The following is a 26,112-nucleotide window of genomic DNA, read 5'->3' as shown; positions in this document are numbered from 1 at the left end:
ATGTCTAATTTCAGATTTAAAACAGTCACCGCCATCGTTGCCTGCGTGCTCACTGCCGGCGTCTGGCAGATTGCGGAAGCTCATGATCACGGCTGGCGCCATTGGCATCACGACAGGTATGAAGCAGAGCCAGTCCGGAACTACAATTATATTTATTACCCGTCACGTCAGGTGTACTTCTCGCCACAATCACAAACATGGTATTGGTCAGATGGACGCAGATGGGAAGCAAATAGCCGACTCCCTTATTTCATTAATATCGATGCGCGTTTCGGTGGCATTCCTGTCGTACTGAGTTCACCTCAACCGTATGTGTATCATCAGTACGTCGAACAAAACTATGGCCGACCCTGGCGCGAGCGTGAGGTCTGGCGGGCAGATCGGTATGAAGAGCATGAGTGGAGAGAGCGACGCAGACATCATCACAGAGAAGACTAATGCTTGATTTAGTTGCCGACGAGTCCGGCCGCAATATTAATAGAAAACCCCAGTACGGCAACATTGAAGAAAAAACTCAACACAGATTGTGCCAATACCGTTTTACGCGCGCTATGAGAAGCGACAGAAACATCGGAAGTCTGTGCAGCAACCGCAATCGTGAACGAGAAATAAAGAAAGTCCCAATAATCTGGCATCTGTTCGTTATCTGGAAAACGTAATGCTCGCTGCTGTTCCGGAGAATTGTAAAACAACAGCGTGTAATGGAAGCAAAACACCACACCAAGTAAAGCCCAGGAACCCAAGACGGTGACTCCTGCAAATATATATTTAAGCGCCCGCAGGTCTGGTGCTAACGCGCGGGTACCGGTCAGTTCTATCACAATCGCCACAAGACTGATCGTTGCTGAAATTGATAATAAGGCGAGGACAGCAACCGCACTGTTATCTTCTTGCATCGCCATCTCGCGGACATGGTAATTTTTTGCACGAACCATCAACCATGCCATCAAAGCGAGATACGACCACACGCCGATATTCCAGCAAAATAACGCACGCGTTGAAAATGCCCAGGTCTCGGGTAAAAATACTGCCACTATTGTCGCGATCAAAAAAGTAGCCACCAGACGTGGCCTGTGCAATAAAAGATTACTCACTGTTTCCGACCTTTATATATATTTGTGAACATGTATCAATAGAAACTTTCAAGATGAGGTGTAGTATAGCCACTGAGATAAGCAGTTCGCCTGGATGTATGCAAAGAAAGCATGATCACTCTGTTGCAAAATGTAGATTTTTTTAAATGAAGAACATTTCGCATTTCCAAATATCCGGCAATATGTGTGATGAGATAAGCACCTGAATCGGGAGCCTGCAAAATGAACAAACATAGTCATTACTTATCGCTGAACAAGGTTACTGCCGGGATGATACTGGCAGATGATTTGCTTGATAAGGTCGGTCATATTCTGCTTCCTGCCGGAACAACTTTAAGCGAAAACATGCTGCATTCCCTGGCGACGCATGGAATCAGTCAGCTATGCATAGAGAAAGACAATACCCCCAGCCCGGACGAGCTGGAAGAGCGTCAACATAAAATTGAACGTATTCCATTGTTGTTTCGGAAGTATCCTGCCGAAAGACCTCTGAATCTGCTACAAAAATACATACAGCATTACCGCGAAGGAGACTCAACATGAAAACAGATGTTGAAAAAAATGCGCTTCTGCAGGACATGATCAAGCATATGAAAGATCTGCCAATGCTGCCAGCCGTTGCGCGTGAGCTGGTCTCCGTTCTGGAAGATGAAAACAGCAGCCTGGATTTAATCAACGAAAAGATTGCGATGGACCATGCCATCACTGCCAAGGTACTGCGTCTGGTCAACTCATCACATTTTGGTGTTAATTCAAGGGTAGTAACGATTCAGCAGGCAACTGCCTTGCTCGGCGTTGAAAAGATCAAGAATCTGGTTCGTCTGACGATACTTGCCAACCGTAGCTCTGCATCTTACTGCGAGGGATTTAATTTTCAGGCTTTCTGGCGACACAGCGTGGCAACCGCCATTTGTGCTGAATTAATTTCCCGGGCACTTCACATGAAACATGATTTTGCGTTTACGGCAGGACTTTTGCATGACATTGGTCGCTTGGTTCTGGTGACCTATTATCCTGAAAAATATGCAGAAGTCATTAAGCATCGGCAACTCAAGGATTGTTATTTGCTTGATGCGGAACGTGAAATCATGGGCATAGACCATGTCGATGCGGGGCTGGCACTAGCGCAGCAATGGTTTTTTGCAGAAGCAATTCAGGATGCGATCAGAGGCCACCATTGCCCAGACATAGCCGGTATACATCCACTGGCATCTGTTGTTCACGTTGCAGATGCTGTGGTGCATGCGCTCGATCTCGCTGATGAAAAAAATGATGTTGTCCCCTTGCTGTCAGCACATGCTTGGGATACGCTAGCCCTTAGCGAAACAGAGTACCTTGGCATATTCCGTGAAACTGAAATGCGGGTTGAGGCACTAAATCAGATTTTAATTTGAACACGATTATTGACTCATGTATCTGGATAAAACGATTTTGGAACAATTGATGTATTTTAAAGATGCGAAATACCGGATCGACGATATTCATTTATTTCGCGATATAACTGATGAAAATCTTCAGCTCATCCGGAATATCATCAAAGACTGTCCGATCGTAAAAGCAAGAGCCGGACAAATCGTACTGGATGCAAACAGCTCAGGCTCCCGTCTGTTCATCGTACTGAATGGCGCTCTCGGCATCACCAAGCTCAATGAAGACAATAATCACATAGAAAATTCCATCACACAGTATCTGCCGGGGGAATGTGTCGGTGAAATATCCGTGCTGGATGAGGAAATTCATTCAGCAACAATTTCTGCATTATCCGATAGTGACCTGCTTGTCATTGAAGCTGAAACCTTATGGCAGCTGATCGATCAATCTAACGGTGTGGCACGTAACCTGTTGCAACTTTTATCGTTCAGAATCCGTACTGCAAACGCGCAAATCCGCAGCAGACAAAAAGTCGGCGAATTCTATCGCCAGTTATCCATGGTTGACGGCTTGACCGGACTGCATAACCGCGCCTGGTTGAATGCACAGCTACCACCGATGATAGAACACGCACATGTGAGCGGCAATCCGCTCAGTATTATTCTGGTCGATCTGGATCATTTTAAACGCTTCAATGACGAATACGGCCACTTGCTGGGCGATGACGCATTACAAACAGCGGCTAAAGTATTGAATGCGGGATTAAGGCCAACCGATTTTGCCGCTCGCTACGGTGGTGAAGAAATGATCGTCATTTTGCCGGGAACCACTCAAAAAGCGGCGATAGGGGTAGCTCAGCGTTTGTGTACCCGCTTGAGCAAGACCAAAGTATTCCCTGATGCAAAAAAGCCGCTGCCACATATCACAGGTTCTTTCGGCGTTGCGACACTTCAAGCAGAACAAGACTTTTTGCAATTGATTTCAGTCGCCGATGCAGCGCTGTATCGCGCGAAAGATGCAGGCAGAAATCAAGTGGCGGCATGATCTTTTCGCAGACGCAGGATGAAAAAAAGGGTTCGATATTCGAACCCTTTTTTATTTCAAACCACTGTTTTTATCAGAAGCTGTAACCGACACCGAGCGTCACAACTACAGGTCTGAAATCAATTGTCGTTTTGCGCTCAATACTGCCAGTAATCGCCGTCAGATCGGTCTTCACTTTCGCTGCAACAATAGCACCGGTGACAGACCAGCGATCATCAAATTGATATTTGATACCGACTTGACCAGCAAGACCAAACGACTCTTTCAAACTCAACTTTGTCGGACCACCGGTAGCGATATCATTCGATGGTGTTGTAGTTGCGTCAAAAAACTGTGTGTAGTTAAGACCGAGACCAACAAATGGACGTATCTTTTCAGATGGCGCACCAAAGTTGTAGTTCACGAACAGCGTCGGCGCCCGTTGCTTAACTTTCGCAATGACTCCGTACGGCCCCATCGTGCCGCGACCATACACTTTATGCTCAGGAGGTAAGCCAGCAGTAAAATCGAGATCGAAGTGATCGTTCAATTTACGTGTAAAACCAAACATCAAGGTCTTGCCATCGCCAACGGTCAAGCCCGCAGGCTGTGGCGTCAGATAGGCCGGGCCATTACTTGTAAAATCCGGCGAGTCGGAATGAATCCAAAGTCCGATGACGCCAGCTTTCACTGTGTTGTCGTAAGCAAAAGCGGAAGAAGCTGACAAAGCTAACGCCAATGCTGCAATCATTTTAGTTTTTTTCATGGTCATTCTCCCGATTATTTAGCCAGAACTTGTTGGAAGAAACCACGTGCTGCAGCATTACAGAACGGTGGAACCAAAGTGCCGTGATACACGCTGGCAACAGCAGTAGCAGGATCTTGTTTTGCTGCAACCGCAGCAGCAATAACACCTGCTTTAGATTGAGCAAAACCAACTTTTGCGGCAGCAAAAGGATCCGCTGCGCTGGTTGGATTTGTATCCACGTCGAGCGTTGTCAGATATGCGCTTGGGAAACCCTTGGCGAGGAAAAATCCTGCTGTAGCCTGTGTGCTGGCAAAAAACACTGTAGGATCGCTGCCACCACCGCATAACATGACAGGGACGTTTGGAACGTAATTACGCAAGTCGTTTTTGACTCCGGCTTTACGGAAAGCGTTAGCTGGTGAACAATTCAACGGATCCGCCGGATTTGTACCACATGGATTTTTCTGAGCATCTGCAAGGTAGGCATTGCGATAGCTCGTTTTAATCAGGTTACCATCACCAAAAAATCCACTGAATGCCGGTGTTGAAGGACCCGGCAAAGAGTCTTTAGCAAACATCGCTAAAGAAGGCAATTTACCTGTGGTGAACAAATCGGTCATTGTCAATCCACCTGGAATCAGGGTTTCAATTCCTGTGGCGTATTTATCTTCATAAATCTCATTCGCCGACGCGTAGATGTTGCCATAAGATTTCTGCCATGCTGTTGTTATCATTGGCAAAAATACGGTGCCACCTGCATTCGGACTACCCGCAAAAACCGCATCACCCAATAAAGCCATCGCATACGGACCAGACATACCGGCTAAAGCTGTGACTTTAAACTCGGATGCATATTTTTGCTGCATCGCACGTTGCGTTGCCATCGCCACGTGACCGCCCTGTGAATAACCAGCGATGACTAACTTACCTGAGTCCTGCGCATTAATTCTTGGAAATGCAGCACGGGCAGCACGTAATGAATCCACCATATCGTCAGCTTGTTGATCCGCGTTCAGATAAGGATGATACGTCAGTGAAGATACGTCGTAACCGGCAAAATTCGAAGCAACAACGATAAAGCCTTGCGCTGCATACATTGCAGCAACCAGGGAGGCTTCCGAGTTATCTCTCAAATTAGCCATGTTGAAAGACTTCTCAACTGTTGTGCCGTGAGCATATAACAATACTGGACGTGGACCAGTACATGCCGGGTCACTGCCAGAAGGAACCATAATCGCGCCTGTTGCATCAGTTGCTTCGTTTGCACCGCCAACAGTTGCGTATTTCATGTAGTAAGTGGAAATTTCACACTTAGGAGTGCCAGTTACCTGCGTCAAACCTGGTTTTTTGGCTTCCAGCATTGCTTTAAAGACGACTGGATCTAATTTTGTGAGCGCTGGACCACTTGCTTGTGGAATTGGCACAAGATTAGGTGGGTTTGCATATAAGGTTCCGCGGGCAACAGAAGTATTAATAGCCGGGCCTTCGCTGCCACTGCCACCACAAGCCGATAAAACGGCTGCGGACAACAGGCTGAGCGCAATTTGATAATGACGCATGAGTGTCTCTCTCCTATAAGAATTTGTATGTAAGTTACTAAAAACGCTGACTTAAAAGATAAAGGAACGAGCGTTCTAAAAACTTACCGCGTAGTATGTCACCTGCGCAGATGTATTAATAGCTACATTGATAAATCTAGAGGAAACATTCTTAAAATGTTTACACCCTAAATGGAATAATAGATGTAGATGAATTGACAGTATAAATTCACAATTGTTTTCGGCAAAGGGGCTTGGCCGTTAATCTTCGCAAAAGCGAACCACATCTGAAAATATTTCCAGATGAAACCAACGGTTCAGACTGGCCTGAATCGGAAATTCACAGTCTTGATGCAGGGCGTAGTCCAGTGCACTTTCAAGACTCTCTCCCTGAAACAATTTACGTAACACTGCCCACTCCGTCTTTTCCAATCGAAGGACTTGTGGTTTCCAGTTCTGTCTTACGATCAATCCATAGTTTACTAGCTCTGTCAGCAATGGAAAAGCAATAGCATCGGATTGTTGGTGCGCAAGCCAGATATCAAGCCCGCGCAGGGACGATGCATACAAACTCACCGCTGGATGACTCTGTAAAATTGCAGAGGATAAATTCAGGCCACGCGACGCCGTTGTTGCGATAAACACCGGTAAGCTTAAAGCCGGAGAATTCGCCGCGTAATACGAACGATGCAGTTGCCACTCTAATCTTGCGACGTCTGCAAAATACGGATAATCAGTATTGCTTTCCGACAGTGCCAGGTACAAAGGTAACTCCGCACCAAACTCATTCAAATCACCAGACTTCGAAGGATAGGCATATCCATACTCACTTGCCATTTGCAAAAAAAAAACATTCCCGACAAGTTGATGTAAAACCGGATAAGCATTTTTTAACGTGGCATACCAGATGGCCGCCAAATTATTGCGGCAATATGAAAACCTGCTTAGTGACAATTCGGTTAACGGCAAATCCTCGTTGACCGTGCTTTGTCGTTGCAACAGTGCCTCCGCAAATTGCGCCTGTACGCTTGCAAGGTCACGCGACGTCATACGAGTCCTTTAACCTGAAATGGCCTGACTGACCCGGTCTGAATTTGCATTGCTTTTTCAGCTTCACCGAGCAAAACAGATAGCGCAGGAATATCTGTATCCCATTCGATCAGCACCGGGACATCAGGGCCTAAGCTTTCGCATACCTGCGCGTATAACTGCCACACTGGTTCCGCAATACAACAACCATGATTATCAATCAGACAGTCATCCGCCTGTAAATGACCGGCTAAATGTATTTCTCCCACAGAACCTGCAGGTAGTGAAGTAATGCGGTCAAGAGCCAAGAGCGCGCTCTCGTGGTGATTTACCTGATTCACGTATAAATTATTAATATCAAGCAAAATGCCGCATCCCGTGGATTGCACCAGTTGGCATAAGAACTCAGTCTCACTCATCTCATCATGCTGAAAACGAACATAAGTAGAAACGTTTTCAATCAACACACGCTGCTGCAACTGATTTTGTAAATGATCAACCCGATCGCAAAACAAGTGTAATGATTCCCGGGTCAAAGGCATGGGTAATAAGTCGTTCAAGCTTCGTCCTGCTACCGCGCCCCAGCACAGATGTTCGGAAACCAGACAAGGCTGGATATATCCGATCAGTCGTTTCAGCTTTGCAATGTGTTCTTGTTGAAATCCATGTGCTGAGCCCAGCCCAAGGCCAACGCCATGCAAGCTGACAGGATAGTTTTTACGTAACTGCTGTAAAACATGCAGATCGTACCCGCCGTCGCCAAAGTAATTTTCCGCATGCACCTCCAGCCATTGAATATTCACCGGCGCAGTCAGAAAATCCTGATAGTGCTGCGTACGCAGGCCTACACCGGCACCGACAGGATGAGGATACATGGACTCGGAAAATTTTCCGTGCATATCTGCAGGATCAACTGAATAGATGTAACGAGTAATTAAGAGCTCTTAGGCGCATCAGTTTTTCCACCCATTTTTTCGCACGTGCCTGCCGGTACTTTTTTCCATTCATCAGGATCATTGTCTTTCTTGGCCTGACCCGCGCAGGAATGCGAGCCTGATTTCGACGAACAATCGTTCTGCCCCGCTTTAGCGATACCGTAACACTTCTCTTTCTTCACAGGCTCAGCCGCAGACGCATGGGATGAGCCGATCAAGCCTGCAAGTGCGGCGGTAATTATTGCTTTATTCTTCATTTGTATATCCTGAAAAGTAAAATAGTCTGATGTAAAGATGGCGCACTACAATCTCTGATAACGACATCTGACCACAACAAAAATAACAAAGGACATCATCGGGTGCAAATAAAAAGTCAGCCCGGCTCGCCATATCGAGTAATAGTAAAATCAAATCGGGGTGGCGACAATGTTTTACTCAGCGATGAATTTTATCGTCTGTATGCTGGCAAAATATCAGTTGTGTATGAAACGCGCAGTCAGATCAGGCAAATTCCCGACTCAGCTTGAATTGGTGTATGCTGCGCCCTTTTTTGAATGCCTGAACGGAGATCCTATGCAAAAACTGAGTTTTAGCCTGAATGGCGAATTTGTGGAATTAAACCAGTTACTGAAATTAGTCGGCATCTGCGAAAGCGGCGGCGCTGGCAAAGCCATCGTTGCCAGCGGCGATGTCAGCGTTGACGGGCAACAGGAATTGCGTAAAACAGCCAAAATCCGTGCAGGTCAGGTTGTCCGCCTTGGTGATGTAGAAATACGCGTCCTCGCTGACTGATATTAATCAGGCAGACGCTTTTTCCTGCACATCACCAGAGATAGAATCTGCCGTCAGATTCGCCATAAAACGGGCAAGCATATTGTCCATCGTATCAACGTGATGTTCAAACCAGTGCGGCAACTCTTCAGCAAGACGCGCCGCCAATTCATTATCGCCCTCTTCTTCAACACGGCGACGCACCTCGCGCATCACTTCCAGCACAGCTTCGTGTTCTTGTCGGTGACAACCCGCAGGTGGAAATGCCGTTTCTTCCATCCAGCGATTTTCCTGTTCAAAATGTTCAATCGAGTGCGCGATCAGTGCATCCAGACGCTGAATAAATGTATCAGGATTATTTTCAGACAATGCCGCGCATAATTCGACGAATTCATGATGAATATCGTCCATCGGTGCGTAACTTAAATTCAGCCGGTCTGACCAACCCCAGGTATTTTGTGTCATGTTTTTTCCTGTGCAATGAAGTAGCGAGATTATGGCTGATCAGTTCAAAGATTGCTTGCGAAAGATCATCTGACAAATAAAAACAGCGCACTTAAAAGTGCGCTGTTTTGAGAAATGTATTAACTACTTCGCTGCTGAGCGGTAATACGACCAGTTAAGCTGTGGTATTGATATTCTGTCCAAGATGCGGCGGAAGATTTTGCACCTGATTCGCATTCGGAATCGCCTGAATTAATGCGGTAGCGTTTTCAGTCTGGAGATCCATTGCTTTTTTTAACACAGCAATGCTCACTGCCTGGCTGGTACCAACATCTGCGAGCGTCGTTGCAACATTTGCTATACCTGTAACATCCATGACAATTCTCCTTATCAAACGTTTCTATTAACGGCTGAAGATAAGGTTTACTTTAATTTTATTTTAAAGATGTCGAAAAATTTTTCTCGTGCAATTCAGCAAGTATCCATTTCAGCACATCTGTCGTCTTGTTTAAATCCAGCCAGGCCAGGCCAGGGCGAAGATTCTCTGGGGCGGCCACATCCGAAGCAACTGCAACAATATGCGGATCATCAGGAAAAATGGCAGGTTTGCCAAGCGCCGGGCGATACACTTCGATTTTGGGAATGGTTTCCCATTTATATCCTTCAACAAAAATCAGATCAGATGCCGACAATCTTGGCAAAATATCCATCAGCGCTGGCTCACTCTCTCCACGCAGTTCGCGTGTCATAACATAACGATAAGGCGAAACCAATAAAACCTCTGCCGCGCCGGCGGTGCGAAAGCGCGCACTATCTTTTTGGGGTGGCTCAATAATGATGTCATGGTGACTATGCTTTACCACATTGACACTATGACCAAGAGTACACAACTCCTTCACCAGAAATTCCAGCAGCGTCGTTTTTCCGCTGCCCGACCATCCAACCACACCAAGTATGTTCTGAGCCATCTGCGGCATCCTAAAATAATAGTAGCGCCAGTATAAACATATCTGTCGCAAACAAAAGCAGAGTCAGCGCCCTCCCTGTTTGATTGTGAAATTGCAATGTAGTCATGTAGTAACAATTCAATGGCAAACTTCTGTGCACCGCAACAATCGACACAAATTCAATATGAGAGTCCTCTCAAGCAAGCTTGCCATCATTCTCGTTTTCATCAGCAATCTGCTCAGTTCTGTGGTTTATGCTCAGGACAACCAGATTATTATCGGACAGGCCATTGATTTATCTGGCCCGAATGGCAGTATCGGCCGCGACTATGTGGCGGGTATCACCACCTATTTCGATAGCATCAATACCAGTGGTGGCATCAACGGCCGGAAAGTAAAGTATCTCGCCAGAGATGATCAGGGCATCCCGGCACAATCGGTCAAAGCAGTCGCCGAACTGCTGGAAAAAGATAAAGCAGAATACATGCTGGGCGGTATCGGTGCACCAGTGACCGACGCCGTTGTCAGCTCGCCTAAATTTGTGCAAAGTGGACAAACCTTGTTTGCACCATTGATAGGCTCTGTCAAAAGCTATGGCAATCGTGTCTTATTCTGGCGCCCCAGCCCTGAGCAGGAAATGCAATATATTTTCTCTTACTTTGACAAACTCGGCATCAAAAGCGTCGGCATCGCTGTGCAGGAAAACAGCGTCAATCAGGACATGTTTCAATACGTGAGTAACGAAGTGAAAAAACGCAAAATGCAGATGAGCGGCATTGTGCACATCAATAGTTCTCCTGCCGATATTGAGCGTGAATCAGCCGCATTGTCGAAAGCAAATCCGAATATCGTCATCGTCGTCGCAGATACCTTGAGTACGGGTTTGTTCTTAAAAGAATTCCGCAAATATGCGCCAAGAACATTTGTTGCCGGGATGTCACTGACCAACCTCGATACGCTGGCAGAAGTCGCCGGTGCCAAATCACTGGAATGGACAGTGTTTTCACAGGTCATACCAAATCCTCAAGGCAAGAAATCCATCGTGCAGATCGAGCACAGCAATATGATGAGAAAATTCCGTGACGAAGATTTATCCTCACTGACATTTGAGGGTTTCGTCGTCGCCAAGACCCTCGCAAAAGCGATTCAGTTATCGAAATCAGGTAAAGACGGTTTGCAATCCATCGCCAACCAGAAATCGACGATGGATCTGGGAGGCATACTGCTGACCCCGCACGAAGGCAGCTACCGGATGTCGAGTTACGTTGACATCGCCTTATTCCGCAAAGGCGGCGGCCTTATGTTCTGATACTCTGACGCTCTGCCGCTGGTTCACATAAAAAAAGCCTCTCAAATCGAGAGGCTTTTTTTGCATCTATTATTTCCGCATCGATCAACGGATCAGCCGCTGTTTCTCAAACCGGCAGCAATACCGTTAATCGATAAATGTATGCCACGGCGCACCCGCTCATCCGTATCGCCCTGACGGAAACGTTCGAGCAACTCGACCTGTACGTGATTCAATGGCGACAGATAGGGGAAACGATTTCGTATCGAACGCGCCAGCAACGGATTCGCGGCCAGCAATTCGTCCTGCCCGGAAATGGATTTCAATACCTCTATCGTTAATGCATGTTCAGCCTGTATGCGCGGGAAAATCCGTGCGCGCAAGCTGTCATCCTTGACTAGTTCCGCATAGCGGCTGGCAATGCCGATATCACTTTTTGCCAGCACCATTTCCATATTCGACAGCACGGTACTGAAGAAAGACCAGTCGCGGAACATCGCTTGCAAGTTCTGCAAACCATGGTCAGGATGCGCCTGCAAATAGGCCTGCACAGCAGCGCCAAAACCGAACCAGCCTGGCAGCATCAGACGGCATTGCGCCCAACTGAAGACCCATGGAATCGCGCGTAAATCTTCAATCGCTGTCGATTTTTTGCGTGATGCCGGGCGACTGCCGATGTTCAGACCGGCAATTTCAGAAATCACCGTCGATTCCCAAAAATACTGCTCAAAACCTTCGGTCTCGTAGACCAGATGACGGTAGGCTTTAAAGGCATGCGCAGACAACTCTTCCATTGCCGATAAAAACTCCGGACGCGGCGGCGCTTCTTGATGTGCCAGCAAACTCGCTTCCATCGTCGCGGCGGCCAGCACCTCCAGATTGCGGCGACCGACTTCCGGATTACCGTATTTGGCAGTGATCACCTCGCCTTGTTCCGTCAGACGAATCTGTCCCTGCACTGCACCGGCAGGCTGCGCCAGTATTGCCTGATAGCTGGGGCCACCGCCACGACCGACAGAACCACCACGGCCATGAAACAAACGCAAACGCACCTGATGTCGCGCGAACACCTGAATCAGATCAAGTTCAGCTTTATACAATTCCCAGCCGGAAGTCAGGAAGCCGCCATCTTTATTACTATCCGAATAGCCGAGCATCACTTCCTGTGCTTGTTGCCGACTGCCGAGCAAACGCGCATAAGCAGGAATGCTGAACAATCTATCCATCACCGGCGCACTGTTCTGCAAATCCTCTATGGTTTCAAACAACGGAATGATATTCACATCGAGACGCCCTTCTGCCGGATGCAGCAAACCCGCTTCTTTCAGCAGCAAAGCCAGTTCCAGCATATCGGAAACGCCATCCGTTTTTGAGATGATGCAATTCGGCACCGCGCCATCGCCATAGCGTTGTTTCGCCGTCGCAGCAGCGCGGTAGATGGCGAGTTCCGATTGCGTTTCTTCGGAATAAATCAGATACGGCGATGCCAAAGGTCGCGCCGAACTGATCTCTTTGACCAGCACATCAATCCGCTGATCTTCATTCAAAGACAGGTAATCGATTTCCGGATTCGCGGCTTGCAACAACTCGGCAACCACGCGTTCATGCACGTCGGAATTCTGGCGCAAATCCAGCGGTGCCAGATAAAAGCCAAACACCCGCACCGCACGACGCAGATGGCGCAGACGGCCTCTGGTGATCGCCGCAGAGCCATTGCTGATCAGGGATTGGTGAATGATATCGAGATCGGCTGCCAGCTCTTCGGCATAAGCATACGGCGTCGCATCACCACTGGGAGGTATCGTCGGCAACAGACTGAGCAATTGTGTATAAGTCGCGGCCAGACGCGCATAAATACCGCTGATCGCGAGGCGATACGGTTCATCGGCACGGTGCGGCGAATGATCGGGTGAGCGCTGGGCCAGCGCCAGCAAATCGTCTGAGACTTTCACCAGCAGAGTTGCCATCGACAACTGCGAACCCAGCGTGTGAATTTCCTCAAGATAAAACTTGAATGCACGCGTCGCCTGCATTGCCAGTGTTTTTTCCAGAATGGGGGCGGTCACAAAAGGATTGCCATCGCGATCGCCACCGATCCAGCTGCCCATTTTCATAAAACTCGGCAATTCCATTTGCTGCAATAACGAATCTTTGGATGCCAGCAAATCTTCCAACCCCGCATACAGATGCGGCAACTCGCGCAGGAAAGTGTAGTCGTAAAAACTCAGGCCGTTTTCCACTTCGTCGAGCACCGACAGCTTCGACATACGCAACATGCGCGTCTGCCACAGCGTGAGCACGGCGCGCGCCAGCGCTTCCTCATTGGCGCTCGATTCTTCCGGCGTCAGTTGCATGCGATCACGTTCATCCAGCAAACGGGTAATCACCATCTGGCAATTCAGTATGCTCTTGCGTTGCACCTCAGTCGGATGCGCGGTCAGCACCGGTGCCACCTGCGCATGCTCAAAAAAATCCAGTAACTGCTGCGTGCTGTGACCGGTGTTGTACAAAGCGTCGATCGTAAAAGCAAGACTGCCCTGACGCGGCGCCGAGCCCGCGATCTGATGCGCACGCGAACGGCGGATATGATGCTGATCCTCGGCCAGATTCACCAGATGTGAAAAATAGCTGAACGCCCGTATCACTTGCGTGGTTTGGTCGTTGGTCAGCGTATTCAGGGTGGATTCCAGCTCGACGCGTGCGGCCTGATCGGCGTCACGACGAAAGCGTATCGAGTTCTGACGCACCCGTTCTATCAGGTCGAAAGCGTCGTCTCCATGCTGATTTCTTACCGTATCGCCTAACAGGCGCCCCAGCCGGCGAATATCTTCACGCAGGCTCTGGTCTTTATCATCGTCTTTATCGGTCATGTTGAGTTAGTAATGGAAGTGAAAATACATGCTGGGAAAATTGTACGTTAGCCGGGTCAGCCGATTGATGAAAAATCTTGCAAGCTTTGTGCGAAGTCATGCGCAGCGTCCGATAGTCAATGCAGTCATTTTTTCTGAAGTTTCCGCCGGATTCCGGCGACATTCAGAAAATTTCAACCCACCTCAGAAAATGATCAGTTAAACCGAGCATACCCAGCAAGGTTGACGGCAGACTTACAGCCTAGCTATGTCTGCCGGCGCTCACACGGGCGAAAAACACGGCTGCATCGCACCCGCCTTTCCCTCCGGATTCAAGCCAAAACGCGCGCTGGACTGCGTTGCGTGTCTTGTCAGGGGCACCAGCCCTGACAAGACACACGCATTGCCAGCCCACGTTTTGGCTTGAACGCATCTCGTAATTTAAATGTTAACAGGCCCTAATTCAGGCAGCTTTTTTTTAGCTTCTGACTGCGTTTCACTGCGTGTAACAAGCCTTTGGTCGAACTGTCGTAATCTTCCTTGACTGCCGCCGGATCGAGGCTGATCAATTGCTGCGCGAGCGACTTGCCCAGCTCTACACCCCATTGGTCGAATGCATTGATATCCCAGATCACCGATTGCACGAATACTTTGTGTTCATACAACGCAATCAGCGCGCCCAGCGAACGCGGCGTGAGGCTATCCAGCAGCAACGTCGATGTCGGGCGATTGCCTTCAAACACGCGCGGCGCCAACATTTTTTCCGGCAAATCACCGAGTTCTGCACGTACTTCTTCCTTGCTTTTCCCGATTGCCATCGCTTTCGACTGTGCGAAACAATTTGCCAGCAAGGCCTGATTATGTCCGGGCAAACCGGCATCGTCGTCTGCGACAACAATGAAGTCCGTTGGGATAATCGTCGCGCCCTGATGCAGCAATTGAAAATACGCATGCTGCCCGTTGGTACCCGCTTCGCCAAACAGAATCGGCGAGGTCGTGTAATCGACACGCTGACCTTCACGCGTGACCGATTTGCCATTACTTTCCATTTCCAACTGTTGCAGATAGGCCGGCACGCGTGTCATGCGCTGGTGATAAGGCGCAATCGACAAGGCATGCAAACCGAGGAAATTAATATTCCAGACGCCGATCAGCGCCATCAGCACCGGCAGATTCTGCTCCAGCGGTGCCTGCGCAAAATGCAGATCCATTTCATGCGCGCCAGCCAGCATTTCTTCAAACCTGTCCATGCCGACATACAAGGCAATCGACAAGCCGATCGCGCTCCACATCGAATAACGCCCACCTGCCCAGTTCCAGAACGGAAAGACGTTTTGTTCGGCTATCCCGAAATCGGCTGCCGCTTTCACATTCGTACTCAAGGCAACGAAATGCTGACGAATCTGCTCTGCCGGACAACCATGCGCCAGCATCCACTCGCGCGCGGTGCCGGCATTGGTCAGGGTTTCCATGGTTGAGAAAGTTTTTGAGGCGACCACGAACAGTGTTGTCTCAGGATCGGCATTCGCCAGCGCATCAGCAACATGGCGGCCATCAACATTCGAGACAAAATGCAGCGACAGATTTTTCTGCGACCACGGCGCCAGTGCGATACACGCCATCTGTGGCCCCAGATCAGAACCGCCTATGCCGATATTCACAATCGTGCGGATCGCCTTGCCGCTATAGCCCAGCCAGCGCCCTTCGCGCACGGCATCGCTGAAACTGCGCATCTGCGCCAGCACTTTATGCACGTCGGCAGCAATATTGTCGCCATGCAGATAAAAACTTTCCCCCTTAGGCAGACGCAAGACCGTGTGCAGCACGGCGCGGTTTTCGGTCAGATTGATCGCCTCGCCGCGCAGCATGGCATCGCGCCGCGCTTCGACATCCTGCTGCCGCGCCAGTGCCAGCAGATTCAGCTTCGCCGTGGTGTCGATGCGCTGTTTGGAATAGTCGAGCAGAATGCCGCAGGCGGAAGCGGAAAAATGGCTGAAGCGTTGCGGATCAGCGCGGAACAATTCTTTCAGGCTGGGCAGATTCGTTGCGCGTTGCTGCAACAGACACCAGATCGGCGTGCGGGAAACAGAAGTGGCCATGAGCGTGCTTTTTTACCTTACCGGATACCGAAAAAACAAAGAAATGAGGGGGTATGCCTCATTTTCGCCTTCATCTCCTTGAAAACAAAGGCGCTTAAAAAATACTCCCCCCAGTATATTTTGACCAAATGCAGCCAAAATTCAGCGCTACAGCCACATCTGGTCTCACCTTCTGCGGCACAGCGACGTGGCAGAATGTGACGGGAAAATCACTGGTTGCCAGACTTTCCAGCCCCGGCAGCTTTCGCCGCAGCGGCAGCAAGCTGCGCAATCGCCGCCCAGTCGCCAGCCTGAATCAGATTCGCCGGACACATCCAGGAACCACCGACGCATAAAACATTCGGCTGCTGTAACAGTACCGGCGTGCTTTCCAGCGTGACGCCACCAGTCAGGCAGAAGCGGACATCGGGAAACGGGCCGCCAAGTGCTTTCGCCATTTTGGTGCTGCCGACGACATCTGACGGAAACAGTTTAACGACATCAAAACCGTGTTCCAGCGACAGCATCACATCACTGGCACCACCGGTACCGGGGAAATACGGCAAACCGGATTCGGCTGCGGCTTTGGCCAATGCCGGGGTAATGCCGGGGCTGATGCCAAAGGCGGCACCTGCTTCTTTCACTGCATCGAGTTGTGCAGCAGTTAGTATCGTGCCGGCGCCGACCGTGACGCCGGGGCAGGCGCTCACGACTCCGCGCAGCACGTTCAGCGCATTCGGTGTGCGCAAGGTAATTTCAACGGCGGGCAAACCGTTTTCTGCCAGCGTTGTCACGCAACGGATCGCCTGTTCCACATCATCAGCAACCAGTATCGGTAAAACGCGTACCTGGGCGAGTTGGTCAATGATGTTTTGTCTGGTCAAACTCATGTTGTCCTCTGCTGAATGTCGTTTGCGCTGATGCAGCGCTGCTGTGTTGATGTTGTCCGGATGGTGTGCAATGCATATCGCTATACACACCGCGATGCACACCACTATGTATTACTGGTCATACGTGGCGTACTGAGTTCTACCAATATCAGTCGATGAATAAGGTCGATGCGCCGTGTTCTGGTGCCGTCACCACGCGACGTTGTACGGCAAACAGATCGCGACCATAGCCCGCCATATTTTCTTTGCTCAAACCACGTGCGGAACGTCGCGCCCACTCGTCTTCGCTCACCAGTGCACGCAATTCGCCGGTATGCACATTCAGCTCGATCAGATCACCATCGCGCACCTTACCCAGTGGCCCGCCCTGCGCCACTTCCGGGCTCACATGCAGAGCAGCCGGTACTTTGCCGGACGCGCCGGACATGCGGCCATCGGTCACCAGCGCCACCTTATAACCGGCCGACATCAAGCTGCCCAGCACCGGTGTGAAATGATGCAGCTCAGGCATACCATTGGCCTGCGGCCCCTGAAAAATCACGACGGCCACAAAATCCATATTCAACTCGCCCGCCTTATACGCGCTGACCAGCGCCTCTTGCGATTCAAATACTTTGGCCGGTGCTGTGGTCATCCAGGCTTCTTCCGGCACTGCGGATGCTTTCACAATTGCCCGCCCCAGATTGCCTTGCAGCAGGCGCAGGCCGCCGGTTGTGGCGAACGGCTCGGTGACATTTCTGACCACCGATGTATCGGTTGATAATGCAGGCTGCGCCTGCCATGCAAGTTGCCCCGCATCGTTCAGCACCGGGCGCACGGTATGCGAATGCAAACCCTCATCGCCATAGACTGTCATCACGTCGCCATGCATCAGACCCGCCGATAATAATTCGCGGATCACAAACGTCGGGCCACCGGCATCTTCAAATGCGTTCACATCTGCCGTGCCATTCGGATAGACCCGTGTCAACAAAGGAATGACGGAAGACAACTCATCAAAATCCTGCCAGTCGATCAGGATGCCAGCGGCACGCGCCACCGCAACCCAGTGTATGGTGTGATTCGTCGAACCACCAGTCGCCAGCAAAGCGATGATGGCATTGACGATGGTTTTTTCATTGACCAGTTGACCGATAGGTTTGTAGTTGCCGCTTTGTTCAGTCAGTTGCAGTACACGCTCCACCGCCGCTTCGGTCAGCGCGCTGCGCAAAGGGTCGGACGGATGAACAAAAGCCGCCCCCGGCAAATGCAAGCCCATCGCTTCGAGCAGCATCTGATTGCTGTTCGCGGTGCCATAAAATGTGCAGGTGCCGGCACTGTGATACGCGGCGCTTTCGGCGGCCAGCAATTCTTCTTTCGTTGCTTTTCCTTGTGCATACCGTTCGCGCACAGCGGCTTTTTCTTTATTCGATAAGCCAGAACCCATAGGCCCGGCTGGCACAAAAATCGTCGGCAAGTGACCAAAGGCCAGCGCACCGATCAGCAGCCCCGGCACAATTTTGTCGCAGATACCGAGACACAAGGTCGCATCAAACGCATCGTGCGACAAGGCCACCGCTGTCGCTTGCGCGATCACATCACGCGAAAACAAGGACAATTCCATACCCGGACGCCCCTGCGTCACACCATCGCACATCGCAGGCACCGCACCGGCCACCTGCGCCGTGCCACCATAACGCAACGCGGCTTCACGAATTTGCTGCGGGTAAGTTTCATACGGCTGATGCGCCGACAGCATGTCGTTGTAGGCCGTCACGATACCGATGTTCGGCTTTTGCGCCTGATTCAGCCAGATCTTGGTGCCATTACCCATCGCTGCATTCGCATGTGCCTGATTCGCACACGACAAACTGGCGCGGCGCGGACCACGGCCACGCATTTTTTCCAATTGTTCAAGATAGGCAGTGCGCAGAGGTTTGCTGCGTTCAATAATACGTTGTGTCACCTGAGCGATAACCGGGTGCAACGCAATCGATGTTGATGAAGAGGATGTCGTCATTTAACTCACCTGATGCCCTGAGGGCGTAATAGTAAAGCGGTGGCAACAGGCAGTTCATCACGCGCACCAGCCTCAGATACGCTTACCGGACGATCAGAAATCCGCCTGAATACAATGAGCAGAAAGATACCATAAATCAGAAATTTCTGTAACAAACTTTCATAATTTCATTTTTAACGCACTTTTCAGTGAAAAATGTTCTTTATTAACGTAATGAAACTACATTTTTGTAGCTTTTCTGGCATAATCAGGCTGTCCATACTGCATTCATCAACTTATCAGCATCACCGGTAACAATGAGAACAGCGAAGTATGCGTCAACACATTTCGGGCAATTAATTCAGGCAACTAATCAGAACACCTCACGGAGTCAGCATGACCACTTTTGTCTTATTTGGCGGCACCGGCGATCTCGCCAAACGCAAAATCATTCCAGCGCTGTACAGCGCTTTTGTGAATGGCCGACTCGACAGCGAATTCAAATTTATCGGTGCGGCGCGTGAAGCATTAACACATGAGGAATTCCGCCAGCGTGTCAGTGACAGCGTCAGCCAGTACGCCGGAAAAGTGATCGGTGGCAGCGCCGAAAAACTCGCCGCGTTCCTCGCTTGCACGGATTACGCCAAAATCGATGCGCGGGTGCCTGAAGATTTTGCCATCCTGAAAAGTAGTTTGCACACCTCGGCAAGTAATGCCACGCTGTTCTATCTGGCAACCGGCCCGGACATTTTCATCCCGGTGGTTGAGCAATTATCGAAACACGGTCTGGTCAAGGGCAACGCCCGCGTCGTGGTCGAGAAACCGCTGGGGCGCGATGCGCAATCAGCCAAAGAAATTAACCAGTCGCTGCGTAATTATCTGGATGAACATCAGATTTACCGTATCGACCATTATCTCGGCAAAGAGATGGTGCAAAACCTGCTCGCACTGCGTTTTGCCAATTCTTTCCTCGAACCTTTGTGGAACCGCAAGTGGATACAGGACGTACAGATTTCGATTTCAGAGCAAGTCGGCGTGGAATCGCGTGGTGATTTTTACGACCATACCGGCGCGCTGCGCGACATGGTGCAAAACCATTTACTGCAACTGGTGTCTATCGTCGCGATGGAGCCGCCGGTGAATGCGAACCCGGATGCGATCCGCGATGAAAAAGTTAAAGTCTTGCGCGCGCTGCGTAAATTCACAACGGAAGAAGTCAGCAAAAAAACCGTACGCGGGCAATATCGCGCCGGTGCGGTCGATGGCAAACCTGTCATAGGCTATCAGGCCGAACCCGGCGTACCGCCTGCATCACGCACAGAAACTTTTGTCGCGATCCGCGCTGAAATTGATAACTGGCGTTGGGCTGGCGTGCCGTTTTATCTGCGCACCGGTAAGCGCATGGCAAGCCGCAGTGCTGAAATCACGATCAATTTCAAACCGATACCGTATTCGATTTTTGGTCAGTCGCAAGGGCCTATGCGCTCGAATCGTCTGGTAATTACCTTGCAGCCGGAAGAAAGCGTGCAGTTGTTCATGAAGGCCAAAGAACCCGGCGAAGGCATACGCTTATCTGATGTGGCACTGAATCTGGATTTTGCCGAAGCATCGAATTTACGCCGCGTCGAATCGTATGAACGTTTGCTGCTTGATGCCATGCATGGCGACCTGACGCTGTTTGTCCGCGATGATGAACTCAATGCCGCATGGTCATGGATAGACCCGATTATGAACGCCTGGCAAAACGATAGCGAAGGCTTGAAATCGTATATCGCCGGTAGCTGGGGCCCGGCAGCAGCGAGTTATCTGCTGGCGCAGCACGGCGCTGCGTGGGGCGAAGAATACGTTGAAAGCTGATGCCATGAGCACCATTCGTTACCACGATTTCGACGACATCGACACGCTAAGTGCCGATCTGAGCCAGCAGTGGCTGGACATCATTCATCGTGCGACAACACCGCTCAGTTTTGCGCTGGCCGGCGGCACCACGCCGGCACCGGTGTATCGGCGACTTGATGCTTTGCTGAACGCAAGCACAACACCGCATCAGCCCGTCACGCTGGTCGCCACCGATGAGCGCTGGGTGGACGACGACGATGTGCAAAGCAATGAAGGCTTGTTCCGGCGCTGTCTGCCTTTATCTGCAGCAAAGCAGCACTGGCAACTGCTGTCACTGAAAAATACAGCGCCGACTCCGGCTGCAGCAACTGCCGCGATTGATGCCCGCCTGCGTGAACAATTGCCACAGGCTTTCAGTGCAGTATTGCTGGGAATGGGTGCCGATGGTCACATCGCCTCGCTGTTTCCCGGCGCGCCAGTACAGCAGGATCAGCGCACCTGTCTTGCTGCCCTGCATCCGCAAACCCAGCAAAGTCGTATGTCCTTGTCGCTGCCCCGCCTGCTGCTTACCGAGCGTATCTGGCTGCTGATGACTGGCGCAGAAAAACGTCGCGTATTGGAAGACGCCGAGCAACAACAGTTACCGATCAGCGCATTATTACGCGATGCGGGCTGCCCGATTGATGTTTTCTGGTGTCCCTGAAAAATAAGAAACTATGGCAAATTCGCATTCCACTCCTTCCTCGATAACACCAACGGAAAAAGGTTTGCTGGCCCGCATCCGCGTCGCCAGCACCGCGCTGAGCCGCGCCGAGCGTCAGGTTGCCGAATTCTTACTGCAAAAGCCGCATGATGCGCTGGAGATGTCGATACGCGTGCTGGCACAAGCCTGCGATGTCAGCGAACCGACAGTCGCCCGCTTCTCGCAAAGTCTGGGTTTCGACGGTTTCAAATCATTCAAACTCGCGTTTGCGAAAAGCCTGGCCACCGGCATTCCGTATCTGCATCTGGATGTGAATCAGGCTGATCATGTGCGTGATGTGTTGCCAAAAGTCTTTGACCGCACCATCGCTGCATTGATGGAAGCCAGAAATAATGCGAACGTCACCAACTTTGAAGCAGCCGTACAATTACTTGCCAGAGCCCGCCGGATAGAATGTTACGGACTCGGTTATTCGGGTGCGCTGGCAATTGATGCGCAACTGAAGTTTTTCCGTTTCGGTATTCCCACCACGGTTTTTTGCGATGCCCATCTGCAGGCGCAATCAGCAACCTTATTGAATAGCGATTGCGTCGTCGTTGCATTTTCGCGCACAGGCCGCACACGCGATCTGATCAATAGCGTGCAACTCGCCAAACAGGCGGGGGCAAAGATTTTGGTCTTGTGCGCAAGTGGTGGTCCGCTGGCAGAGCTGGCCGATGTGCACATCAGCGTGGACGTGGAAGAAGACCCTGACATTTACACGCCGATGACGTCCCGCCTCGCTCATCTGACCTATATCGATGCTCTGGCGGTAGCTGTCACTTTACTGCGCGGCCCCGCTGCGATCGATATGTTGGAACGGGCAAAGGCCAGCATCAGTGAAAAACGTCTGGTACCCAAAGCAGGCTGAATATAGCGGGCAGAATAGTTTAGTAAGTCAGAAAAATGGGCTCATTCCTGTAAAGAAATGAGTCCTGACAACGCTGATAGCAGAAACTGTTGAAAACAGAAATGCCTGCATCAGCTCAATCAGCATAATCAACCCAATCAGCTCACACTTGCCGCGTCTTTTGTGATCGGCTTTGACGTGGCGTTTGGCATGACTTTCGGAACATTATTTATCTTAATTTCCGCCGCCATTTTCGCTACCATTTTTGCCCGTCGCTTTCTGACCCAGATGATGACGCCGGTCACGCTCAGCATCGCCACCACCAGCCCCATCAATGAAATCAGTATGCGCCCGGTTAAGCCGAGTATGCGTCCTGAATGCAGCGGGAACTGCGCTTGCAGAAAAATATCTCCGGCACTGCCAGTACCGGGAATTTTTCCACCCAGAGCTCGGCCGTCTTTGCCATCAAAATACAGCCAGGCATTGCCAAGACCGACATCGCCATGATCATTACCGGCTTCAAAAAAGCCCACCCCGTACACACCAAACGCAGACGAATAAAAGATGCCGCCAGCAGGCAGACTCCAGCCCCGTTGCTGCGCTTCCTGCTTGGCCAGACTAACGATGTTCTCACGACTGATCGCCGGAATGATGGGTTGCTCCAGCGCTCGCGGCACACGGCTGGCAAACACATCCTCACTTAAAGGTGAAAACCATGCGACCACAGGACGCACTATTTGTGTATTCAGATTCATCGACACCGAGGTGACAGCCAATAACAGCATGAACAGCCATAGCCACACGGCGCTGGATCGATGCAGATCGAAATTCAGTTTGTGCCCGCCCTGTGCCCAGCGAAATGCAAACGATTTGCGCCAGCTGCGCCAGTTGGGAAAGGAAATCCACAACGCAATAAAACAATCGAGCACCCACACCACGGCAATCAACCCCATCAACCAGATACCCAGCTCGACGCCGGACACTTCGGGAAGGTGCATTGTGTAATGCAGCTTGTACAAAAACGGCAGCAGATTTTCACGGCTCAGCGAGATTTCCCCCCATTGCCGTTTCCCCTGTATTTCTGCCGTCACCGGATCAACCGCGATCTGATTGAAACCCAGCGCATAAGGCTTCGCCGTGGCAGGATCGATCTTTCCCTCTACCGACATCTGTATGGTGTGACCGGGCTCCTCCTCGTTCAGAACATACGTCACGCGAACGCGGGGATCGTTTGTCTCGACCTTTTTTGCCAGCTCCAGACCAGTCCAGACATGACGCTGGTCTGCCTTTGCCTCGTCCGCATCCATTGCACTACGGGCATGAAACAGTTGCGGATTCAGCCAGGCATCAAGTTCATGATCCCACGAGATGACCGCACCGGTCAGGCCGGAAACAAACAGGAAAACTGCCACCGCCAACCCGAACCAGCGGTGCAGCAACACGAAAACAGGTCGCATCTGCATATATCACGCCGCCGCTTAATATTTCCAGTTGACCGTCACGCTGCCATTGCGTGGCGCGGCATAGTAAGCCTGACTCCAGTACAAACTGGTCAGATATTTCTGGTCACTGACATTATTCAGATTCAACGCAATGCTGAGCTTAGGATTTACGTCATAGCGTGCCATCAGATTCAGAACGGCATAACTGCCCTGACGAATAATGTTACCGGAACCTTCATCACGGAAAATATCCGACTGCCAGTTCAGACTGCCGCCCACTTTTGCCTGCGGCAAAAACGGTAACTGATATGTCGTCGAAAGGCGGAACAGTTTTCTTGGCACATAGGTTTTCACGTCTTTATCATTGCTGCCCTTGAGACTCAACTGTGTGTACCCGGCGCTCAGATTCCAGCCCTTGGCAAGCTCGCCACTGGCATCGAATTCAAAGCCTTGCGACGTCGCATCTATCCCCCGGTAATAAGCCTTGGCACCGATATAACCCGCCTGCTCTGCTGCATTCTCTTGCCTGATCTTAAAGACAGCAGCCGACAGATTCAGCTTGCGTTCAAACAGTTCCGCTTTCACGCCCAGCTCATCCCCTTTTCCTTTCACCGGGTCGAGCGTCTTGCCGCTGGCATCGATTTCACTTTGCGGATTAAATATTTCGGTATGGCTGGCATACGTTGAAACATACGGTGTCAGGTCATACACCAGGCCCAGATAAGGCGTGGTTTTGCTGGCATTCTTTGCACTGCTGACGCCATACGAATTACCCTTGGTTTCGGCCTTCGTGCGATTGGCACCGGCAATCAATTTGAACTCATCAGCAAGGTTAAAACGGGACGCGATAAAGATCGTCGTGCGTTTGTCTTCATAGTCGCTGCCATCAATCGAAGCGTTAAATGCTGGCTCAGGATAATTGCCCGTCCAGTTGCTGATATCCGGTAACGCGGTACCGATGCCCACGCCATAATGGGAAATATCATTCATATTCGATTTCGACCAGTTCGCACCGACACTCAGATCATGCTTGCGTCCGGCCAGTGTGAATTTGCCGCTCGCAGACAGATCAAACATCGTCTGTGTGTTGACGCTGTTGTACAGCGAGGGATAACTGTATAAGCCCAGCCCCGTCGCGCGGTCTGGCGTGCCATAGACATAAAACAGTTTAGAGTCCCATGCTGACCGGTTGCGGCTGACGGTTGATTTCATTTGCCAGTCTTCATTGAGTTGATGACTCAATTCAATGAAACTACGTTCATTCCGCGTCTGCGCATTTGACCAGTCAGCGGCCGTGCTGGCAGATGTTTTGTAATTGGTCGGACTACCATCGGTGTAATACAAAGGCAGCGCGCCCCACATGCCACCAGTGACATCATCCTTTTGATGGGAATGCCCAAGCGTCAGCAAGGTGGCGTCGCCCAGATTGGCTTCGATCACACCATAGACCACGGTTTTTCCCGGAGAATACCGATCGAGGTAAGAATCCCCGGCCTGCTTTGCCACCACCAGACGCCCGGCGACCGTCCCAGCTTCATTGAGCGCACCCGACACATCGGCGTCCAGCCTGCGCGTATTCCACGAGCCCAGCGTCAGCCCGGAGGACGCCTGAAACTGATAGACCGGACGCTTACGAATAAAATTAACCGTGGCTGACGGGTTGCCAGTCGATGACATCAGGCCATTCGCACCACGCACGATATCCACCCGGTCGTAAATCGCCGTATCAATATCGCCATACAACAGGCCAGAGGTGAACGGCAAACCGATACCGTCGTACTGAAAATTGATGATGTCAAAACCACGCGCCATGTAATACGTGCGATCTGTTTCCACCTTTTCTACTGACACACCGGTCGTATTGGCCAGCACGTCGTTGGCACTGAGTTGTCTGAAGTCATCCATTTTGGCGCGGGTCACCACCGACACCGATTGCGGTGTTTCCCGCAAAGACATGTCCAGCCCCGTTGCCGAAGCGCTCTTGCGCGTCGAATAAGCGCCACTTTTTTCTGTCGTAGGCTCATTCACCGCAGCGCCCTTCACCACCACTTCCGGCAACGCGACTTTGTCCTCGCCTGCTGTCGCAGCGTTATCTGCCAACACGGCGGCTGGCGACAGCAACGCAATCGATAATGCCCACGCCATTGGCCGCAGGCGGAACGCGTTTTCGGGAGTCGAATCAGAGTCTTGCCGGACAGAATGTGAAATGCGCTGAATCATAGATAGCCTTGAAATTGATCTGAGTAGAAAAATGCC

General features: G+C 50.7%; 24 protein-coding genes. 9 read left to right on the top strand and 15 right to left on the bottom strand.

Annotation, left to right across the window (positions count from 1 at the left end; translation table 11 throughout):
- Nucleotides 1-438, top strand: coding sequence for a hypothetical protein (locus H8K29_RS13590; RefSeq protein WP_186898006.1), 438 nt, complete (start codon nucleotides 1-3; stop codon nucleotides 436-438).
- Nucleotides 439-446: 8 nt separating this feature from the next.
- Here H8K29_RS13590 and H8K29_RS13585 read toward each other — a convergent pair whose 3' ends face one another.
- Complete coding sequence (locus H8K29_RS13585) at nucleotides 447-1,094, bottom strand: DUF1345 domain-containing protein (protein WP_186898005.1); 648 nt, start codon at nucleotides 1,092-1,094, stop codon at nucleotides 447-449.
- Between the two features lie 222 nt (nucleotides 1,095-1,316).
- Here H8K29_RS13585 and H8K29_RS13580 point away from each other — a divergent pair, with 222 nt between their 5' ends.
- The 3 genes from H8K29_RS13580 to H8K29_RS13570 are packed head-to-tail and all read left to right on the top strand — an operon-like array spanning nucleotide 1,317 to nucleotide 3,509.
- Complete coding sequence (locus H8K29_RS13580; RefSeq protein ID WP_186885204.1) at nucleotides 1,317-1,637, top strand: hypothetical protein; 321 nt, start codon at nucleotides 1,317-1,319, stop codon at nucleotides 1,635-1,637.
- Complete coding sequence (locus H8K29_RS13575; protein ID WP_186898004.1) at nucleotides 1,634-2,488, top strand: HDOD domain-containing protein; 855 nt, start codon at nucleotides 1,634-1,636, stop codon at nucleotides 2,486-2,488. Before H8K29_RS13580 ends, H8K29_RS13575 begins: the two co-directional genes overlap by 4 nt.
- Nucleotides 2,489-2,537: 49 nt before the next feature.
- Nucleotides 2,538-3,509 carry a GGDEF domain-containing protein gene (locus tag H8K29_RS13570; RefSeq protein WP_223827012.1) on the top strand — a complete coding sequence of 324 codons (972 nt, stop codon included), beginning with the start codon at nucleotides 2,538-2,540 and terminating at the stop codon, nucleotides 3,507-3,509.
- A gap of 73 nt (nucleotides 3,510-3,582) precedes the next feature.
- Here H8K29_RS13570 and H8K29_RS13565 read toward each other — a convergent pair whose 3' ends face one another.
- From H8K29_RS13565 to H8K29_RS13545, 5 genes are all read right to left on the bottom strand, one after another.
- Complete coding sequence (locus H8K29_RS13565) at nucleotides 3,583-4,254, bottom strand: OmpW family protein (RefSeq protein WP_186898003.1); 672 nt, start codon at nucleotides 4,252-4,254, stop codon at nucleotides 3,583-3,585.
- Between the two features lie 14 nt (nucleotides 4,255-4,268).
- Nucleotides 4,269-5,795, bottom strand: coding sequence for a S9 family peptidase (locus tag H8K29_RS13560; RefSeq protein ID WP_186898002.1), 1,527 nt, complete (start codon nucleotides 5,793-5,795; stop codon nucleotides 4,269-4,271).
- Between the two features lie 240 nt (nucleotides 5,796-6,035).
- Entirely contained in the window at nucleotides 6,036-6,824 is a 789-nt protein-coding gene (locus H8K29_RS13555) for a DNA-binding domain-containing protein (RefSeq protein ID WP_370527193.1), read from the bottom strand.
- Nucleotides 6,821-7,678, bottom strand: coding sequence for a DUF692 domain-containing protein (locus tag H8K29_RS13550; RefSeq protein WP_186898000.1), 858 nt, complete (start codon nucleotides 7,676-7,678; stop codon nucleotides 6,821-6,823). Before H8K29_RS13550 ends, H8K29_RS13555 begins: the two co-directional genes overlap by 4 nt.
- Before the next feature lie 59 nt (nucleotides 7,679-7,737).
- Complete coding sequence (locus H8K29_RS13545; RefSeq protein ID WP_186897999.1) at nucleotides 7,738-7,995, bottom strand: DUF2282 domain-containing protein; 258 nt, start codon at nucleotides 7,993-7,995, stop codon at nucleotides 7,738-7,740.
- Between the two features lie 316 nt (nucleotides 7,996-8,311).
- On the opposite strand from H8K29_RS13545, the gene H8K29_RS13540 reads away from it, so the two are divergent.
- Nucleotides 8,312-8,530, top strand: coding sequence for an RNA-binding S4 domain-containing protein (locus H8K29_RS13540; protein ID WP_186897998.1), 219 nt, complete (start codon nucleotides 8,312-8,314; stop codon nucleotides 8,528-8,530).
- A gap of 6 nt (nucleotides 8,531-8,536) precedes the next feature.
- Here the strand turns inward: H8K29_RS13540 and H8K29_RS13535 are convergent, their stop codons facing one another.
- The 3 genes from H8K29_RS13535 to mobB all read right to left on the bottom strand — a co-directional run bounded on the left by H8K29_RS13535 (nucleotide 8,537) and on the right by mobB (nucleotide 9,921).
- The gene (locus tag H8K29_RS13535; RefSeq protein WP_186885197.1) at nucleotides 8,537-8,974 is read right to left on the bottom strand and encodes a hemerythrin domain-containing protein; all 438 of its coding nucleotides are present in this window, start codon (nucleotides 8,972-8,974) and stop codon (nucleotides 8,537-8,539) included.
- 154 nt (nucleotides 8,975-9,128) lie between these two features.
- A complete protein-coding gene (locus tag H8K29_RS13530; protein ID WP_186885196.1) occupies nucleotides 9,129-9,329 on the bottom strand; it encodes a YjfB family protein in 201 nt (66 codons plus the stop codon).
- A 58-nt stretch (nucleotides 9,330-9,387) separates the two neighbouring features.
- Nucleotides 9,388-9,921 carry a molybdopterin-guanine dinucleotide biosynthesis protein B gene (mobB, locus tag H8K29_RS13525; protein ID WP_222611484.1) on the bottom strand — a complete coding sequence of 178 codons (534 nt, stop codon included), beginning with the start codon at nucleotides 9,919-9,921 and terminating at the stop codon, nucleotides 9,388-9,390.
- Nucleotides 9,922-10,084: 163 nt separating this feature from the next.
- On the opposite strand from mobB, the gene H8K29_RS13520 reads away from it, so the two are divergent.
- Nucleotides 10,085-11,209 (top strand): ABC transporter substrate-binding protein, encoded by a 1,125-nt coding sequence (locus H8K29_RS13520; protein WP_222611483.1) that lies wholly within the window; start codon nucleotides 10,085-10,087, stop codon nucleotides 11,207-11,209.
- Between the two features lie 92 nt (nucleotides 11,210-11,301).
- Here H8K29_RS13520 and ppc read toward each other — a convergent pair whose 3' ends face one another.
- The 4 genes from ppc to edd form a co-directional block, all read right to left on the bottom strand.
- Nucleotides 11,302-14,058: a phosphoenolpyruvate carboxylase gene (gene ppc / locus H8K29_RS13515; RefSeq protein ID WP_186897996.1), complete on the bottom strand. Its 2,757-nt coding sequence runs from the start codon at nucleotides 14,056-14,058 to the stop codon at nucleotides 11,302-11,304.
- 437 nt (nucleotides 14,059-14,495) lie between these two features.
- Nucleotides 14,496-16,136: a glucose-6-phosphate isomerase gene (gene pgi, locus H8K29_RS13510; RefSeq protein WP_186897995.1), complete on the bottom strand. Its 1,641-nt coding sequence runs from the start codon at nucleotides 16,134-16,136 to the stop codon at nucleotides 14,496-14,498.
- A 209-nt stretch (nucleotides 16,137-16,345) separates the two neighbouring features.
- Nucleotides 16,346-17,005 carry a bifunctional 4-hydroxy-2-oxoglutarate aldolase/2-dehydro-3-deoxy-phosphogluconate aldolase gene (eda, locus tag H8K29_RS13505; RefSeq protein ID WP_186897994.1) on the bottom strand — a complete coding sequence of 220 codons (660 nt, stop codon included), beginning with the start codon at nucleotides 17,003-17,005 and terminating at the stop codon, nucleotides 16,346-16,348.
- A gap of 148 nt (nucleotides 17,006-17,153) precedes the next feature.
- The gene (edd, locus tag H8K29_RS13500) at nucleotides 17,154-19,004 is read right to left on the bottom strand and encodes a phosphogluconate dehydratase (protein WP_222611482.1); all 1,851 of its coding nucleotides are present in this window, start codon (nucleotides 19,002-19,004) and stop codon (nucleotides 17,154-17,156) included.
- A gap of 375 nt (nucleotides 19,005-19,379) precedes the next feature.
- Between edd and zwf the strand changes: the two genes are divergently transcribed.
- Genes zwf through H8K29_RS13485 form a run of 3 tightly spaced genes read left to right on the top strand, consistent with a single transcriptional unit; the run spans nucleotide 19,380 to nucleotide 22,435 of the window.
- Nucleotides 19,380-20,840, top strand: coding sequence for a glucose-6-phosphate dehydrogenase (zwf, locus tag H8K29_RS13495; protein ID WP_186897993.1), 1,461 nt, complete (start codon nucleotides 19,380-19,382; stop codon nucleotides 20,838-20,840).
- Nucleotides 20,841-20,844: 4 nt separating this feature from the next.
- Nucleotides 20,845-21,525, top strand: coding sequence for a 6-phosphogluconolactonase (locus H8K29_RS13490; RefSeq protein WP_186897992.1), 681 nt, complete (start codon nucleotides 20,845-20,847; stop codon nucleotides 21,523-21,525).
- Nucleotides 21,526-21,538: 13 nt separating this feature from the next.
- Nucleotides 21,539-22,435, top strand: coding sequence for an SIS domain-containing protein (locus tag H8K29_RS13485; protein ID WP_186897991.1), 897 nt, complete (start codon nucleotides 21,539-21,541; stop codon nucleotides 22,433-22,435).
- A 137-nt stretch (nucleotides 22,436-22,572) separates the two neighbouring features.
- On the opposite strand, the gene H8K29_RS13480 is transcribed toward H8K29_RS13485, so the two are convergent.
- Both H8K29_RS13480 and H8K29_RS13475 read right to left on the bottom strand, forming a co-directional pair.
- Nucleotides 22,573-23,871 (bottom strand): PepSY domain-containing protein, encoded by a 1,299-nt coding sequence (locus tag H8K29_RS13480; RefSeq protein WP_186898079.1) that lies wholly within the window; start codon nucleotides 23,869-23,871, stop codon nucleotides 22,573-22,575.
- Nucleotides 23,872-23,892: 21 nt separating this feature from the next.
- On the bottom strand, nucleotides 23,893-26,076 hold the full coding sequence (locus H8K29_RS13475) for a TonB-dependent siderophore receptor (RefSeq protein ID WP_255423378.1): 2,184 nt from the start codon (nucleotides 26,074-26,076) through the stop codon (nucleotides 23,893-23,895).
- Nucleotides 26,077-26,112: the final 36 nt, after the last annotated feature.

The sequence above is a fragment of the Undibacterium sp. CY21W genome, assembly GCF_014284265.1.
Taxonomy (GTDB): Bacteria; Pseudomonadota; Gammaproteobacteria; order Burkholderiales; family Burkholderiaceae_D; genus Undibacterium; species Undibacterium aquatile.
The sequence above is the reverse complement of the archived record's forward strand: the minus strand, read 5'-3'. Positions and strand labels throughout refer to the sequence as shown.

Bases quoted from the DNA above. Each gene is read 5' to 3' on its own strand.
- H8K29_RS13555 (WP_370527193.1), bottom strand. From the start codon at position 6,824: ATGACGTCGCGTGACCTTGCAAGCGTACAGGCGCAATTTGCGGAGGCA.
- H8K29_RS13560 (WP_186898002.1), bottom strand. From the start codon at position 5,795: ATGCGTCATTATCAAATTGCGCTCAGCCTGTTGTCCGCAGCCGTTTTA.
- H8K29_RS13490 (WP_186897992.1), top strand. From the start codon at position 20,845: ATGAGCACCATTCGTTACCACGATTTCGACGACATCGACACGCTAAGT.
- H8K29_RS13580 (WP_186885204.1), top strand. From the start codon at position 1,317: ATGAACAAACATAGTCATTACTTATCGCTGAACAAGGTTACTGCCGGG.
- H8K29_RS13485 (WP_186897991.1), top strand. From the start codon at position 21,539: ATGGCAAATTCGCATTCCACTCCTTCCTCGATAACACCAACGGAAAAA.
- zwf (WP_186897993.1), top strand. From the start codon at position 19,380: ATGACCACTTTTGTCTTATTTGGCGGCACCGGCGATCTCGCCAAACGC.
- H8K29_RS13535 (WP_186885197.1), bottom strand. From the start codon at position 8,974: ATGACACAAAATACCTGGGGTTGGTCAGACCGGCTGAATTTAAGTTAC.
- H8K29_RS13545 (WP_186897999.1), bottom strand. From the start codon at position 7,995: ATGAAGAATAAAGCAATAATTACCGCCGCACTTGCAGGCTTGATCGGC.
- H8K29_RS13520 (WP_222611483.1), top strand. From the start codon at position 10,085: ATGAGAGTCCTCTCAAGCAAGCTTGCCATCATTCTCGTTTTCATCAGC.
- H8K29_RS13480 (WP_186898079.1), bottom strand. From the start codon at position 23,871: ATGCGACCTGTTTTCGTGTTGCTGCACCGCTGGTTCGGGTTGGCGGTG.
- H8K29_RS13565 (WP_186898003.1), bottom strand. From the start codon at position 4,254: ATGAAAAAAACTAAAATGATTGCAGCATTGGCGTTAGCTTTGTCAGCT.
- edd (WP_222611482.1), bottom strand. From the start codon at position 19,004: ATGACGACATCCTCTTCATCAACATCGATTGCGTTGCACCCGGTTATC.
- H8K29_RS13530 (WP_186885196.1), bottom strand. From the start codon at position 9,329: ATGGATGTTACAGGTATAGCAAATGTTGCAACGACGCTCGCAGATGTT.
- H8K29_RS13550 (WP_186898000.1), bottom strand. From the start codon at position 7,678: ATGTATCCTCATCCTGTCGGTGCCGGTGTAGGCCTGCGTACGCAGCAC.
- H8K29_RS13590 (WP_186898006.1), top strand. From the start codon at position 1: ATGTCTAATTTCAGATTTAAAACAGTCACCGCCATCGTTGCCTGCGTG.
- eda (WP_186897994.1), bottom strand. From the start codon at position 17,005: ATGAGTTTGACCAGACAAAACATCATTGACCAACTCGCCCAGGTACGC.
- pgi (WP_186897995.1), bottom strand. From the start codon at position 16,136: ATGGCCACTTCTGTTTCCCGCACGCCGATCTGGTGTCTGTTGCAGCAA.
- H8K29_RS13570 (WP_223827012.1), top strand. From the start codon at position 2,538: ATGTATTTTAAAGATGCGAAATACCGGATCGACGATATTCATTTATTT.
- H8K29_RS13475 (WP_255423378.1), bottom strand. From the start codon at position 26,076: ATGATTCAGCGCATTTCACATTCTGTCCGGCAAGACTCTGATTCGACT.
- H8K29_RS13575 (WP_186898004.1), top strand. From the start codon at position 1,634: ATGAAAACAGATGTTGAAAAAAATGCGCTTCTGCAGGACATGATCAAG.
- ppc (WP_186897996.1), bottom strand. From the start codon at position 14,058: ATGACCGATAAAGACGATGATAAAGACCAGAGCCTGCGTGAAGATATT.
- H8K29_RS13540 (WP_186897998.1), top strand. From the start codon at position 8,312: ATGCAAAAACTGAGTTTTAGCCTGAATGGCGAATTTGTGGAATTAAAC.
- mobB (WP_222611484.1), bottom strand. From the start codon at position 9,921: ATGGCTCAGAACATACTTGGTGTGGTTGGATGGTCGGGCAGCGGAAAA.